The organism is Nakamurella deserti (assembly GCF_003260015.1).
GTDB lineage: Bacteria > Actinomycetota > Actinomycetes > Mycobacteriales > Nakamurellaceae > Nakamurella > Nakamurella deserti.
In genome coordinates this window covers 917,196-931,385 of the sequence record NZ_QCXS01000002.1, presented here as the reverse complement: position 1 = coordinate 931,385, position 14,190 = coordinate 917,196, and the positions used below count along the sequence as shown (strand labels likewise).

The following is a 14,190-nucleotide window of genomic DNA, read 5'->3' as shown; positions in this document are numbered from 1 at the left end:
CGACGGGGGTGTCAGCCCCAGATGACGACCGCGGTGGCGCCACGGACCTCCACGACCGTGACGGGTGTGCCCGGCGGGAGCGGCCGGTGGCCGTCCACGCCGGTGGCGGACCAGATCTCGCCGCCGATCTTGACCTGGCCGCCGTGCGAGTCGACGGTGGCGATCACGGTGGCCTTGGAGCCGACGATCGCGTCGACGCCGCTCTTGATCTGGTTCTGCGTGTGGAAGCGCTTGAGCAGGGCCGGCCGGGCCACCATCACCAGGGCGACCGAGGAGATCGCGAAGACCAGCAGCTGCAGCCAGAGGATCTCCGGCATGAACAGCGACGTGCCCGCGGTGATGAGCGCGCCGCCGCCCAGCATGAGCAGCACGAACTCCCCGCCGAGGGCCTCGGCGATGGAGAGGATGACGGCGGCGCTGAGCCAGATCCAACCGGGCATGGCCTCATCCTGCCAGAGCGCACACCCCCGTCCGTGGCCGCGCGGGCCGTCGCGGCGATACCGAGACCACTCCGTGACCAGCGGGAACGCGGGTCAGCAGGCGGAGGGAACGGTCATTCGGGGACGGCGGTGACGAAGTCGATGAGTCGCTCGACCGCGGTGATCAACGGGGTCTGGACGTCGCGGAAGGTCTTCACCGAGCCGTTGACCCGGCCCCACATCACCGACGGGTCGGAGATGCCCAGCCGGGCGCAGACGCCGTGCTTCCAGTCCTCACCGCGGGGCACGTCCGGCCATTCGGGGATGCGTACGGCGGCGGGCCGGACCGCCTGCCAGATGTCGATGTAGGGGTGGCCGGTGATCAGCACGGCGGCGGCGTCCGGACGGCGGCCGATGGCGTCGGCGATCCGCGACTCCTTGGACCCGGGGACGAGGTGGTCGCACAGCACCCCGACCCGCCGGTGGTGCGAGGGCCGGAACTCGTCCAGCCGCTCGGCGAGATTGTCCAGCCCGTCGATCGGCTCCACGACGATGCCCTCGACCCGCAGGTCGTGACCCCACACCCGTTCGACCAGCGCGGCGTCGTGGATGCCCTCGACCCAGATCCGGGCCGCCCGGGCGGTGCGGGCGGTGTGGCCCGTGACGGTGACCGATCCGGACGCCGAGATCGTCGGGCCGGTGGCGGCGGCGGGAGCCGGCCGCACCAGCGTCACCACCTCACCGTCGATGGCGAACGACGCCGGGTCCAGCGGGAACGTCCGGGTACGGCCCTTGAAGTCCTCCAGGGTCACCGTGCTCCCGGTGCACACCGTGACCGCGCCGCAGAACCCGGACGCGATGTCCTCGGCGACGACGTCCGGCGTGGCCGGAACGGTCGGCACCGTGCGCGGCGCCCGGGGGGCGGCGGCACCGCCGTAGCGCCCGGCAGCGTCGAGGTCGACGGTGCGGGCGCGCAGCCGCGGCGCCGGCGCGGTCGCGTTCAGGTCGACGGTGCGGACGCGGGACCGCGGTTGCGGATCGGGGCCGGGCAGCGGGCGGCGGGGGTTGGACACCCGGCGAGGCTACGGCCGCCCGGCTCGCGGAGGTGGGAACCGGTTCCGGGTGTCGGCGCCGACCACCGGCCCGACGTCGACGTGGCGCCCGCCACACCCGGGGTCCGGGCGTCCGGAACGCCCGGTTCCGCACCGGGCCGATCGCGTACCGTGACGCCATGTCTGGAGTGCGGGCCGCCACCGTGTTGGCGTTGTGGGGTGCGGCGTTCCGCGCCGGCACCACCGCCCCCGACGAGGTCCTCGGCGAGCTCGCCGGCACCGGCCGCACCGCGGGCGTACGCGCCGCCGACGCCGTCACCGGTGAGCGGACCGGCCTGCCCGGGCCCGGCGAGGCCGGCACCGGCACGGTGGCCCTGCTGGATCTGCTCCGCCGCGGCGGCCGGCCGCAGCTCGTACTGCCGGTGGCCGGCGACGTCCGCGGGTTGCCGCCGCGCTCCCCCGCGCTGGTGCCGTCCCTGGACGCGGGCGCCGGCGTGGTCCTCGCCGAGCAGCAGGTCGTGGTCGTCCCCGACGACGGTCACTGGCGGGTGTTCCCCGTGGACCGCCCCGGTGCGCCCGCCGAGCCGGCGGTGGCTGCGCCGAGCGGTGCACCGACGCTGTTCGAGGCCGAGCGGGATCTGGACGCCGCCATCCGTACCGCCACCCTGCAACTCACCCGCCTCGACGTCGCCCGCGACGCCGACGGTGTGCGTGACCGGATCGCCGACCGGATGCGGGCCGGCGCGGTCGGCGTCCCCCGGGGCACCGGACCGTCGCACCGGCACGGCTCGATGCTGCTGGCCAAGGTCGTCTCACTGGAGGCGCTGCTGGAGGTGGCCGCCGGCCACCAGACGGCCGCCGCGACCCGGCACCAGCTCGCCACCCTGGACGATGCCCTGCGGCCGCTGGCCTCCGCCGTGCGGTTCGGCCGGCTCGCCGCGGTGAACGAGCTGGTCGACGTGCTGGGAGCGGCCCGGCCCGCGGTGCGGGCACCCGCCCCGGAACGGCGCACCGTCCGCGACTGAGTGCCCCGCGCCCGGGCCGCAACCTCGGGTCAGACCGCCTGGTTGATCTCGCCGGCCGAGAAGCCGAGTGAGTGGAAGCCACCGTCGACCATCACCATCGAGCCGCTGGTCGCCGGGAACCAGTCCGACAGCAGCGCGACCACGGCCTTGGCGACCGGGGTCGGGTCGCTGGTGTCCCAGCCCAGCGGAGCACGCGAGGTCCACGCGGCCTCGAGGTCGCCGAAGCCCGGGATGGACTTCGCGGCCATGGTGCGGACCGGGCCGGCCGAGATCAGGTTGACCCGGATGCCGCGTGCGCCGAGGTCACGGGCCAGGTAGCGCGAGCACGCCTCGAGGCCGGCCTTGGCCACACCCATCCAGTCGTAGGCCGGCCAGGCCTGGCGGGCGTCGAAGTCCAGACCGACGATGCTGCCGCCGTCGGTCATCAGCGGCAGGCAGCCGACGGCCAGGGCCTTCAGCGAGAAGGTCGAGGCGTTGACCGCGGTGGAGACGTCCTCCCACGGGGTGTTGAGGAAGTTGTTGCCCAGGGCCGAGGCGGGGGCGAACCCGATGGCGTGCAGGACGCCGTCCAGCCGGTCGACGTGCTCACCGACACGGGCGGCCAGCGACTCGACCTGCGCCGGGTCGGTGACGTCGAGCTCGACGACCGGCGCCGGGGTCGGCAGCCGCTTGGCGATGCGCTCGACCAGCGACAGCCGGCCGAAGCCGGTCAGCACGACGGTGGCGCCCTGTTCCTGCGCCATCCGCGCGGCGTGGAAGGCCATCGACGCCTCCGTGATCACCCCGGTGATCAGCACGTTCTTGCCTTCGAGGAGTCCGGTCATGTCAGTGCGCTTCTTTCGTCGGTGCGGTGTGTGGGTTCGGTGTCGGGGTGCGGCGTGCGGGTGCGGTCAGTGCCCCATGCCGAGGCCGCCGTCGACGGGGATCACCGCGCCGGTGATGTAGGCGGCCCCGTCGGAGGCGAGGAAGGCCACCACGGAGGCGATCTCGCCGGTGTGGGCGTAGCGGCCCAGCGGCACCTGCTTCACGATGTCGGCGCGGCGGGTCGCTGACAGCTCACGGGTCATGTCGGTGTCGACGAAGCCGGGGGCGACCACGTTGGCGGTGATGTTGCGCGACCCGAGCTCGCGGGCGATGGAGCGGGCCACCCCGACCAGGCCGGCCTTGGACGCGGCGTAGTTGACCTGGCCCGCGCCGCCGGAGAGGCCGACGACCGAGGAGATGAAGATGATCCGGCCGAAGCGCTTGCGCAGCATCTGGCTCGCGGCCCGCTTGGCCACCCGGTAGGAGCCGGTCAGGTTGGCGTCGACGACGCCGGTGAACTGGTCCTCCGACATCCGCAGCAGCAGGGTGTCGTCGGTGATGCCGGCGTTGGCCACCAGCACCTCGACCGGGCCCTGGTTCGCCTCCACCTCGGTGAAGGCGGCGTCCACGGACGCGGCGTCGGTGACGTCGCAGCGGACGGCGGTCAGCCCGTCCGGCGCCTCACCACTGCGCGAGGTCACCGTGACCCGGTGGCCGGCGGCGACCAGCTCCTTCGCGATGGCCAGTCCGATGCCCCGGTTGCCCCCGGTCACCAGGACCGATCGGCCGGTCTGCTCGCTCACGGATGGTCCTCCTGGGTAGCCGGCCGCGGGATCGCGGTCACGGGCCGTCGTCGTGCGGTCGGTCGGACACGCGCCAGGGGTGGTGCCGTGCGGCGCGGCCTCTCAGGGTAGTGCCGCGCGCGGCCCGCCGCCGACGGCTCGCCGCCGGGCACCGGTACGGCCGGGATCAACGGCCCGGCTCGGCGCTCACCCGTGGCTGGTGGGCGACCGGGAAGTTCAGCGACCGGGCGATGAAGCAGCGGGCGCCGACGTCGCCGTGCACCGCCTCGGCGGTGGGGACCATCTCCGGGTCGCGGACGGTGACGGTGGGCCGCAACGTGATCCCGACGAACTGCCCGCCCCCGCCGACGGCCTCGTCGTCCTCGACCATCACCCCGATCGGGTCGTCGCGATAGGCGGTGACCACGACGCCGGCCACGGCGCACAGGTGCAAATACCAGAGCATGTGGCACTGCGACACCGACACCACCAGCAGGTCCTCCGGGGTCCAGCGGGTGGCGTCACCGCGGAACGCGGGGTCGGACGAGCCGAGCAGATCCGGCTTGTGCTCGGCGCTGACCGTGTGGTTGCGGCTGAACGCGCGGTAGTTGCTGGTGCCGCTGCCCTGGTTGCCGGTCCACTCGACGGCCGGCCGGTAGTGGTGCTCTCGACTCACCGCAGCAGTCTGGCAGTTCAGGGGATGCGCTGCGTCACGACCAGCGACGCGGCGGCGGCCAGCAGCACCAGGAGGGTGCCGGCGATCAGCCAGGGCCGGGAGTTGTCCTGCTCCTTGAGCTCGTAGCCGATCTGTTCGCCGAGTTCGGCGTAGACCGTGCGGAGCTCCTCCGCGGTGGCCGCGGAGTGGAAGTCGCCGCCCGAGATCGCGGCGATGTCGCGCATCGAGGCCTCGTCGATGGCCACCGGCTGCTCACTGCCCTGGATCTCAACGGTGCCGTAGGTGGTCCCGAAGGAGATCGTCGAGATGGGCACCCCCGCGTCGCGGGCCGCCTGGGCGGCCTCCATGGCGGGTCGGCCGGTGGTCTCCTTGCCGTCCGACATCAGCACGATGCGGGCCGGCGGCGGACCCTCGGCCCCGGCGATGGTCCGGGTGAACGTCTCGATGCTCTTCAGCGCCGAGGTGATCGCCTCGCCGGTGGCGGTCCGCTCGTCGAGCGTGAGGTCCTGGATGGCCTGCACGGCGACCGCACGGTCGGTGGTCGGCGAGACCAGGACGTTGACGATGCCGGAGAAGGAGATGATGCCGAGATTGACCCCGGGGGTGAGGTCGCGGGCGAACTGGGTCGCGGCGTCCTGGGCGGCAGCCAGCCGGCTCGGGGCGACGTCGGTGGCCATCATCGACAGCGAGACGTCGATCGCGAGCACCACGGTGGCCCGGTTGCGCGGGACCCTGACCTCTTCGGTGGGGCCGGTGACGGCCACCGTGAGCAGCACCATCGCGGTCAGCATCAGGGCGGTCGGCACGTGCCGGAGCCGGCCGGGGCGGGCGGGCGCCACCCGGTCGAGCAGATCCAGCGAGGCGAAGCGCAGCAGGTACCGCCGGCGCCGCCGGTTGACGAGCAGGTAGCCCACCAGCAACCCGACCACGACGAGCCCGAGCAGGAACCAGAGCGGATGCGCGAAGGTCACCAGGCCTCCCCCTCGTGGGCCACCGGCGGGGTGGTGGCGGTGGCGCCGGTCCAGCCGCGTTTGCGGCCCATCACGAAGCGGAGCACGTCGGCGATCCAGTCGCGGTCGGTGCGCAGCGTCAGGTGCCCGGCGCCGGACCGGCGCAGCGCGGTGGCCACCTCGGCGCGGTGGGCGGCGGCCTGGCCGGCGAAACTGCGGCGCAGCGCGGACGTGGTCCGCACCTCGCGGCTGCGGCCGCTCTCCGGGTCGAGCAGGGTGGCCAGACCGATGTCGGGCAGTGCCAGGTCGAGCGGATCCAGCACCTCGACGCCGATCAGTTCGTGCCGGCCGGACAGCGCCCGCAGCGACCGCTGCCAGTCGACCGGGCCGACGAAGTCGGAGATCACCACGGCGAGCCCGCGACGTCGGGGCGGGCGGCGCAGCTGCTCGATGGCCGACGTCAGGTCACCGCGCCGGCCGACCGACGCCCGCGGGGTGCCGGCGATGGTGCGCAACAGGTACTGCAGGTGCGCGCGACCCCCGCGGGCGGGCACCCGGATGATGCCGCCACCCGTCGCGAGCACCGCCCCGACCCGGTTGCCACCGCCCTGGGTGAGGTGGGCGACGGCCGCCGTCGCGGCGATGACCAGGTCGCGCTTCTCGCAGCGGGTGGAGCCGAAGTCCAGTGACGCCGAGAGGTCGGCGACGATCCAGGTCTCCAGCTCCCGGTCGGCCACGGTCTGCCGGATGTGCGCCTCGGTGGTGCGGGCGGTGACCGACCAGTCCATCCGCCGGACGTCGTCGCCCGGGTGGTAGGGCCGGGCGTCGCCCGGCTCGGACCCCGGCCCCGGGACCAGCCCCAGGTGGTTGCCCTGCAGCAGACCGTCGAGCCGGCGGCGGACGGTCAGCTCGAGGTTGGCCAACGCGCTGTCGATCCGGACCGGGTCGGCGAAACGCGGCGGCGCCCCGGGTGGGGTGTCCCCCGCCCGGACCACTGCCGCCCCCTCGACCACGACCGCCGACCTCAGTGCGCGACCGCGAACGGACTGACCTGCGGCAACGGGATGGCCTGCAGCAGCCGGGTGAGGATGGTCTCGACCTGCACCCCGTCGGCGAGGGCGTCGTAGGACAGCACCAGCCGGTGGCGCAGCACGTCGGCGGCGACGTCGAGGACGTCCTGCGGGATGACGAAGTCGCGGCCGCGGACCAGGGCCAGCGCCCGCGCGGCGGCGATCATGCCCAGGCTCGCCCGCGGCGAGGCCCCGTAGGACAGCCACGACGCCACGTCGGTGAGGCCGTGCTCGGCGGGGGTCCGGGTGGCGAAGACCAGCCGGACGACGTAGTCGACGAGCGCGTGGTGCACGAAGACGTCCGCGGCCACGTCCTGCAGCCGGCTGAGCTCGGCGATCGGCAGCACCTGGGTGGCGGTGGGCGGGGCGACGCCCATCCGGTAGATGATCTCCCGCTCCTCGTCCGGCTCCGGGTAGCCGACGAGCAGCTTGAACAGGAAGCGGTCGCGCTGCGCCTCGGGCAGCGGGTAGACGCCCTCGTTCTCGATGGGGTTCTGGGTGGCCAGCACCAGGAACGGGTCGGGCATCTTGTAGGTGGTGCCGCCGATGGACACCTGACGCTCGGCCATCACCTCCAGCAGTGCCGACTGGACCTTCGCCGGGGCGCGGTTGATCTCGTCGGCGAGGACGAAGTTGGCCACCACCGGGCCCAGCTCGGTGTCGAACTCCTCCCGGCCGGCCCGGTAGATGCGGGTGCCCAGCAGGTCGGACGGCACGAGGTCCGGGGTGAACTGGATGCGCGAGAAGGTGCCGCCGACGGTCCGCGCGAACGACTCGACCGCGAGGGTCTTGGCGACGCCGGGGACACCTTCGATGAGCAGATGGCCCTTGGCGAGCAGACCGACCAGGATGCGCTCCACCAGCCGGTCCTGGCCGACGATGACCCGTTTGACCTCGAACACGGTCCGCTCGAGCAGGGCGGCGTCCGATCCCGGCGGCGACGCCGCAGCCGGGGCGGAGTGTCCGTGGGTGGATTCCGGGGTCACCGGCATCTCTCCTTCGTGGTGCGGCCGCGACGTGCGGCCGGACAGTGCGGGCCGGCGGTCCACAGGCCTGCGCCCACGGTACGTGACGGTCCCGACACACCTGATCCGGCCGGGTCAGCCCCGGGACCAGCGCTCCCACTGCTCCGGGGTGTCGATGTCGGCGGCCTCGTCGTCCGCCGCCGACACGGCGACCCGGCGCAGCGGCGCCAGCAGCGAGCGCACCGACGCCTCCGCCCAGGACGGCCGCTGCGAGCAGGCCGCGGCCAGCGCACCCACCCGCCACACGCTCAGCAGCAGCTGTTCGCGGGCGTCCTCGACGAGGACGGCACCGTCGGTGTCCGCCGCCCCGGCCAGCGCACCGGTCAGGCGGCGCAGCGTCGCGGCGGTGACCGCGGGCAGGTCGGCCGCGAGCACCCCGACGACCGCGTCGGGTGGCAGATCGGGGAGCGCTGCGACCCCCGCCTGCAGGGCGGCGGCCGGCCCGGACCCGGGCGGGTCCTCGGCGGTGAACGTCACCGGCCGCGCGGTCGGCCGGGCCGGTCCGACGACCACGGCCGGTACGGTCCCGCCCAGCGCGTCCAGCGCCCGGTCCAGGAGCGGCCGGCCGTCGACGACGAGCGCCGGCTTGTCGACCCCGCCGAGACGCCGACCGGCCCCGCCGGCGAGCACGATGCCCGCCGCCGGGGCCGGGACCCCGGAGGGCGGACGGTCGGCATTCAGCGCGGTCGGCTCACGCGTAGGGGCGGGACGCGCCGATGTAGTCGCTGGTCCGCAGGGGCATGATCCGCACCCAGGACCCGGTGTAGGGCGCCTCGATCATCTGACCGTCGCCGATGTACATGGCGACGTGGTGGATGGTCTTGGGGTCGGACGTGTCGTAGGCGTAGAACACCAGGTCGCCGGGCCGCAGGTCGGACTTCGCGACCCGTGAGCCCTCGTAGTACTGGTAGCCGGAGTAGTGCGGCATGTTGATGCCGACCTGGGCGTAGGCGTAGAGCATCAGACCGGAGCAGTCGAACCCGCCACCGGTCGGACCGTTGGCGTTGCCGCCCGCCCAGACGTACTTGGTGCCCAGCCATTTCTTGGCCGCGGCGACGACCTGCTGACCGATGTCGCCGCTGTACGCCGGCGTCGGAGTGCTCGGCGCGGGCTGGGTGGTGGTGGGCTTGGCGGCGGCGGGCCGCGGGGCGGCGGCCGACGCGGCGGCCGCCGACGCGGCGGCGGCGTCCGCACTGCGCTGGGCCGCGGCGGCGGCGGCAGCGGCCTGGGCGTTACGGGCGGCCTGGCGCTCGGCGGCGGCGGCCTGCTCGGCCGCGGCGGCGGCGGCCTGACGCTGGGCCTCCTGCTCGGCGGCGACCCGGGCGGCCTCGGCAGCGGCGGCCGCGGCGGCCGCGGCCTGCCGGGCGGCCTCCTCCTCGGCGGCCTTCCGGGCGGCCTCCTCGGCCTCCTTGCGCAGGCGCTCCTCCTCCGCGGCCTTGAGGACCAGCCACTCCTCGTAGGCCTGCCGCTGGCCCTGCAACGCGTTCACCGTGTTGACCGCGGCCTGGTAGGCGACCTGCTGGTTCGACAGGTCGTTCTGCAGGGTGACGAGCTGGGCCTGGCCGACCTGCAGCGCGTCCGCCGCGTCGGCGGCGGCCCTGTCGGCGGCCTGCTTGGCCGCGTCGGCCGCGGCGGCGGCGTCCTTGGCCTTCTGCAGCGCCTCACGGGCGGCCGCGTCGAGGTTGGACTTGGTGACCTGGGCCCGCTGCAGGTTGCCGATGACGTCGAGTTGGCTGCCCGAGATGGACTCCAGCAGCTGGTTGCGCTGCAGCAGCTCGTCCGCGCTGCCGGCGTCCCAGAGGGCGGTCATGGATCCCAGCGTCGAACCCTGGCGGAACGAGGCGGCGGCGAAGCTGTCCGCCTTGTCCTGCGCGGTGGAGATGTCCCCCTGCGCGGCGGTGGCGACCGCGGCGGCCTCCTCGGCGGCGGTCGCGGCGTCCGCGGCGTCGGCCTGGGCGATGTCGAGGTCGATCGCGGCCTTCTGCGACAGCTCCTGCTTGAGCTGCATGTCGTTGCGCAGGGCGTCGATCTGGCCCTGCGTGCTGGCGACCTGGGCGGACAGCTGCCCGACCGCGGTGTTGATCTCGGCGGCCTGGTTCTGGCTGGCGGCGATCTGGTCGTCGGTCGGGTTCTCCGGCGGCGGCGGCAGTGCACCGGCGGGCGCGGCCAGACCGAGCACCAGGGCGATGACCAGGCCCGCTCCGATCCCGAGGGTCCGGGCGGGGGCGCGCCGCACGGAGGGCCAGGGTGCGCGGCGTACGGAGGTGCCGCGCTGCCGGGTTCGTGCGTGCGCCACTGGCTCTCCTGAGGACGGGGACATGGAGCGGGGCACCGACGGAACGTTTGTCAATGCGACACGCTTGCGCCTCAGGATGCCACTTTCCTCCCCCGCTTAGCCAGCCGTCTCGCTCACAACTTCCGTCCCAGTGTTCACAGAACGGACGAACACCGCCTGAACGCGGTGCGCTGACGGTCGAACACTGTCGGTGAGACACCGGTGCGAGGGTCGCCCGGGCGAACGCCGCCGGAAGGGTGACCGGAGCCGCCGCCGCACCGTCACAATGGGTCGATGTCCGGACCGTTCCCGCCGCCGCACCGGGGCCCGGCGCCGTCACCCTGGGGCCCGCCCCCGGCGCCGTCACCCACCACGTCGGTTCGCTGGGTCGGCATCGGCGGGGCAGCCGTGGTGGTCCTCGTCGCCGGCACGTTCCTGCCCTGGGTGCGGTCAGGACGGGTCAGCCGCAACAGCTACGAGCTGGCCGGCGTCGGTGTCCGCCGGCTCGACGCCGGCCCGTGGATCGAGGGCGCGCTGCAGGCGTGGCCGTTCCTCGGACCGCTGTGGGCGGTCGTGGTGGTGCTGATGGTGCTGCGGCGACGACGCTCTGCCGCGGTGGCGTCCCTCGTGCTGGCCGTCCCCACCGGTCTCGTCGCCCTCTGCGGTGTGGTGCTGGCCGTCCGCTTCGACGCGCCGACCATCGGCGGCGTCTGGCCGGGCCCCGCGGTGACCCTGGTCGGGGCCGTGGGCTGCGCGGTCGCGGGCGTCGCCCTGCTCCGTCGCCCCACGGCGACGGAGACCGGAGCCGGAAGTCCGGTCGCGCCGCCCGGTCCGCCCCGCCCACGGTGACCGCCCGGTGACGGGGACGTCACGGTCCGCCGACAATCCGCCGTCAGTCGCGGAATGAACGGACAGGAGTACGTCGGATGAGGGAAACTCGCACCCGGAACCACAGCACCGTTCGGGTCCGACCACTCCGGACGGGCATCAGGCGGACACCGTCGCGCCTCTGTCGGAGGAACGACCACCGCCCGGAAACGGCGGTGTGGGCCAGCGCGGTGTGCGACAGCGCAGTGTGGGACAGCAGGGTGCAGTGCATGTCGGAACGGAGCACGGAGCGTCCACCCGGTGGACGAGGGGAGCAGATCAGATGAGTTCACCGCACGACCCGCATCAGGGCACCGGCCCGGAGGGTGGCCAGGGTCCCGGTCCGCAGCAGCCCTGGGGACAGCCTCCGCAGGGCCAGCCGTGGCAGGGGCAGCCCCAGCAGGGCCAGCCGTGGGGACAGCAGCCGCCGCCGCAGTGGAACCCGCAGCAGGGCGGCGACCAGCCGACCCAGCAGTGGGGCCCGCAGCAGGGCGGCGACCAGCCGACCCAGCAGTGGGGCCCGCAGCAGGGGCAGGCCTGGCCGGGCCAGCCGTTCCAGGGACAGCCCTGGCAGGGCCAGCCGCAACAGGGTCAGCCGCAGCAGGGCCAGCCGTGGGGACAGCAGCCGCCGCCGCAGTGGAACCCGCAGCAGGGCGGCGACCAGCCGACCCAGCAGTGGGGACAGCCGCCGGCCGGCGACCAGCAGCAGTGGGGACAGCAGCCCTGGCAGGGCGGCGATCAGGGCCGGCCGTACCCGGCCGCAGCGCAGCCCGGGCAGCCCGGTGGGCAGCCGCCGAAGAAGAACAAGGGCGTGCTCATCACCGCGATCGCGGTCGTGGTCGCGCTGCTGGCCGGGGTCGGCGTCTACTTCCTGGCCATCCGGAAGAACTCCGGCGGTCAGGACACCCCGGTGGCGGCCGCACAACAGTTGTTCGCCGACGTCGACAACGGTGACCTGATCGGCCTGACCGACACCTTCGACCCGGTCGAGGCGCAGTTCGTCGACGACCTGGCCACCGACGTGATCGAGCAGTTCAAGCGGCTCGGCCTGCTCACCGACAGCGCCACGGTCGACAACGCGACCGGCACGAACATCAGCATCAAGGGCATCACCTTCGACGACGCCGCCGAGGAGAAGCCGCTGCCGGACCTGACGATCGTCAAGCTGACCGGCGGCACGGTCACCATCAACCCCGTGCAGGACAGCGGCGTGGAGACCGACCTCTACCGCCGACTGGTCGACGCCGTGCAGAAGAAGGCCGCCGACGAGGACCTGCCGATGACCTCGACCTCCGAACCGACCGTCATCGACATCGCCCAGGTCATCCGCGACGAGAACAACGGCGAGCCGATCCGGATCTCCACCGTCGAGCGGGACGGCGCCTGGTACCCGAGCCTGTTCTACACCCTGGCCGACTACTGGGCGCAGTCCGCCGGCGTCGGCCCGGTGACCACCGCCGACGCCATCCCCGGTGCCGGCAAGGGCTCCCCCGAGGACGCCGTGGACGCCATGATCCAGGCCCTCGTCGACCAGGACGCCACCGCGATCATCGGTCTCCTGCCGCCGGACGAGATGTCGGCGGTACACGCCTACGGGAAGAAGATCGCCGACGCCATCGGCTCCGGCAGCGGCGCGCAGGACGTGCAGATCGACACGGAGTGGAACGTCTCCGACGTGACCGGCGGCAAGCTGGTGTCGGTGAAGTCGCTGCAGTTCACCGCCGACGGCGAGAGCGGCTCCATCGAGATCGACCAGGCGGCCGGGTCGGTCACCGTGACCGACGGATCGGACACCCAGACCTTCGACGCGGACAGCCTGGGTGAGCTGATCGGCGCCGGCAGGCTCGAGGAGATCCACCCGGACATGCCGGACTTCGTCCAGCGCATGCTCAAGGCGGCCCTCGGCCTGGGCGTCGTGACCACCGAGGTCGACGGCCAGTGGTACGTCAGCCCGCTGCGCAGCTACAGCGCGATCTTCACCGTGCTGCTCGGCGGCATGGAGCAGACCGACATCGAGATGTTCATCGATCTGCTCGAGCAGTAGTCCCGCCCGGTCCCGGAGGCCCGGTTCCCGCCAGGGAGCCGGGCCTCCGGCGCGTCCGGGTCAGACCGGGGCGACCCACTCACCGGTCTCGTGGAACCGGTCCAGCGTCGCCCGGTACGGCGCGAGGTCCAGCCCGGCCGCGGCCACCCAGGCGTCGTCGTAGTACGTGCCGGCGTAGCGGTCGCCCGCGTCGCAGATCAGCGTGACGATGCTGCCCCGGTTGCCCACGGCGTGCATCCGGGCGGCGATGCCGAGCGCCGCCCACAGGTTGGTGCCGGTCGAGCCGCCCGCCCGGCGGCCGGTCTGCTCGAGGAGGAAACGCATCGCCGCGATCGACGCGGCGTCGGGAACCTGCTCCATCCGGTCGATCACCGACGGCATGAACGACGGCTCGACACGCGGCCGCCCGATGCCCTCGATCCGGGAGCCGATCCCGGTGCTGTAGTCCGGGTCGCCGGTCCGCCAACCCGGGTAGAACGACGAGTTCTCCGGGTCGACCACCACGAGCTGGGTGCGGTGCCGGCGGTAGCGCAGGAACCGGCCGATGGTCGCACTGGTCCCGCCGGTGCCGGCACCGACGACGATCCAACTGGGGACGGGGTGCCGCTCCAGTGCCAGCTGCCCGAAGATCGACTCGGCGATGTTGTTGTTGCCGCGCCAGTCGGTGGCGCGCTCGGAGTAGGTGAACTGGTCCATGTAGTGACCGCCGGCCGCGTCGGCCACCCGCCGGGCCTCGTCGTAGATCGCCCCCGGGTCGTCGACGAAGTGGCAGCTGCCGCCGGCGGCCTCGATGAGGGCGATCTTCTCCACGCTGGTCCGGCGGGGCATCACCGCCACGAACGGCAATCCGAGCATCCGCGCGAAGTAGGCCTCCGAGACCGCTGTGGAGCCCGACGACGCCTCGACGACCGTGGTGCCCTCGGTGATCCATCCGTTGACCAGCGCGTAGAGGAACAGCGACCGGGCCAGCCGGTGCTTGAGGCTGCCCGTCGGGTGGACGGACTCGTCCTTGAGGTAGAGGTCGATCCCCCACTGCGGCGGCAGCGGGTACACGTGCAGATGGGTGTCGGCGCTGCGGTTCGCGTCGGCCTCGACGGTGCGGATGGCGTCGTCGACCCAGGCGCGGGTGGTGCGGGGAGTGGTGGCCGACGGGGCGCTCGGGGCGGTCATGGGACGACACGCTACGGGCCGGTCGACACGT

General features: G+C 73.5%; 14 protein-coding genes. 3 read left to right on the top strand and 11 right to left on the bottom strand.

Going from position 1 to position 14,190, the window contains the following annotated elements:
* Positions 1 to 11 precede the first annotated feature (11 nt).
* Complete coding sequence (locus DB033_RS04380) at positions 12 to 440, bottom strand: NfeD family protein (RefSeq protein WP_111765619.1); 429 nt, start codon at positions 438 to 440, stop codon at positions 12 to 14.
* A 113-nt stretch (positions 441 to 553) separates the two neighbouring features.
* Positions 554 to 1,321, bottom strand: a complete 768-nt coding sequence (locus DB033_RS04375) for a DUF3097 family protein (RefSeq protein WP_420814047.1) — start codon at positions 1,319 to 1,321, stop codon at positions 554 to 556.
* Positions 1,322 to 1,650: 329 nt separating this feature from the next.
* Between DB033_RS04375 and DB033_RS04370 the strand changes: the two genes are divergently transcribed.
* The gene (locus DB033_RS04370; RefSeq protein ID WP_157970501.1) at positions 1,651 to 2,496 is read left to right on the top strand and encodes a hypothetical protein; all 846 of its coding nucleotides are present in this window, start codon (positions 1,651 to 1,653) and stop codon (positions 2,494 to 2,496) included.
* A 29-nt stretch (positions 2,497 to 2,525) separates the two neighbouring features.
* Here the strand turns inward: DB033_RS04370 and fabI are convergent, their stop codons facing one another.
* The 8 genes from fabI to DB033_RS04330 all read right to left on the bottom strand — a co-directional run bounded on the left by fabI (position 2,526) and on the right by DB033_RS04330 (position 10,039).
* Positions 2,526 to 3,320 carry an enoyl-ACP reductase FabI gene (gene fabI / locus DB033_RS04365; RefSeq protein WP_111765617.1) on the bottom strand — a complete coding sequence of 265 codons (795 nt, stop codon included), beginning with the start codon at positions 3,318 to 3,320 and terminating at the stop codon, positions 2,526 to 2,528.
* A 66-nt stretch (positions 3,321 to 3,386) separates the two neighbouring features.
* Entirely contained in the window at positions 3,387 to 4,103 is a 717-nt protein-coding gene (gene fabG, locus DB033_RS04360; RefSeq protein WP_111765616.1) for a 3-oxoacyl-ACP reductase FabG, read from the bottom strand.
* A gap of 166 nt (positions 4,104 to 4,269) precedes the next feature.
* The gene (locus DB033_RS04355; protein WP_111765615.1) at positions 4,270 to 4,758 is read right to left on the bottom strand and encodes an OsmC family protein; all 489 of its coding nucleotides are present in this window, start codon (positions 4,756 to 4,758) and stop codon (positions 4,270 to 4,272) included.
* 17 nt (positions 4,759 to 4,775) lie between these two features.
* The gene (locus DB033_RS04350) at positions 4,776 to 5,729 is read right to left on the bottom strand and encodes a VWA domain-containing protein (RefSeq protein ID WP_111765614.1); all 954 of its coding nucleotides are present in this window, start codon (positions 5,727 to 5,729) and stop codon (positions 4,776 to 4,778) included.
* Entirely contained in the window at positions 5,726 to 6,721 is a 996-nt protein-coding gene (locus DB033_RS04345; RefSeq protein ID WP_111765613.1) for a DUF58 domain-containing protein, read from the bottom strand. The genes DB033_RS04350 and DB033_RS04345 overlap by 4 nt, the downstream gene beginning before the upstream one ends.
* An 11-nt stretch (positions 6,722 to 6,732) precedes the next feature.
* Positions 6,733 to 7,770 (bottom strand): AAA family ATPase, encoded by a 1,038-nt coding sequence (locus tag DB033_RS04340; RefSeq protein WP_111765612.1) that lies wholly within the window; start codon positions 7,768 to 7,770, stop codon positions 6,733 to 6,735.
* 108 nt (positions 7,771 to 7,878) lie between these two features.
* Complete coding sequence (mobA, locus tag DB033_RS04335) at positions 7,879 to 8,433, bottom strand: molybdenum cofactor guanylyltransferase (RefSeq protein ID WP_240615723.1); 555 nt, start codon at positions 8,431 to 8,433, stop codon at positions 7,879 to 7,881.
* A 61-nt stretch (positions 8,434 to 8,494) separates the two neighbouring features.
* Positions 8,495 to 10,039: a C40 family peptidase gene (locus DB033_RS04330; protein WP_157970500.1), complete on the bottom strand. Its 1,545-nt coding sequence runs from the start codon at positions 10,037 to 10,039 to the stop codon at positions 8,495 to 8,497.
* Positions 10,040 to 10,372: 333 nt separating this feature from the next.
* Between DB033_RS04330 and DB033_RS04325 the strand changes: the two genes are divergently transcribed.
* On the top strand, positions 10,373 to 10,927 hold the full coding sequence (locus DB033_RS04325; RefSeq protein WP_111765609.1) for a hypothetical protein: 555 nt from the start codon (positions 10,373 to 10,375) through the stop codon (positions 10,925 to 10,927).
* A 301-nt stretch (positions 10,928 to 11,228) separates the two neighbouring features.
* Entirely contained in the window at positions 11,229 to 12,989 is a 1,761-nt protein-coding gene (locus tag DB033_RS21050) for a hypothetical protein (protein WP_205843641.1), read from the top strand.
* Between the two features lie 60 nt (positions 12,990 to 13,049).
* Here the strand turns inward: DB033_RS21050 and cds1 are convergent, their stop codons facing one another.
* Positions 13,050 to 14,159 (bottom strand): L-cysteine desulfhydrase Cds1, encoded by a 1,110-nt coding sequence (gene cds1, locus DB033_RS04315; RefSeq protein ID WP_111765608.1) that lies wholly within the window; start codon positions 14,157 to 14,159, stop codon positions 13,050 to 13,052.
* Between the last annotated feature and the right edge of the window lie 31 nt (positions 14,160 to 14,190).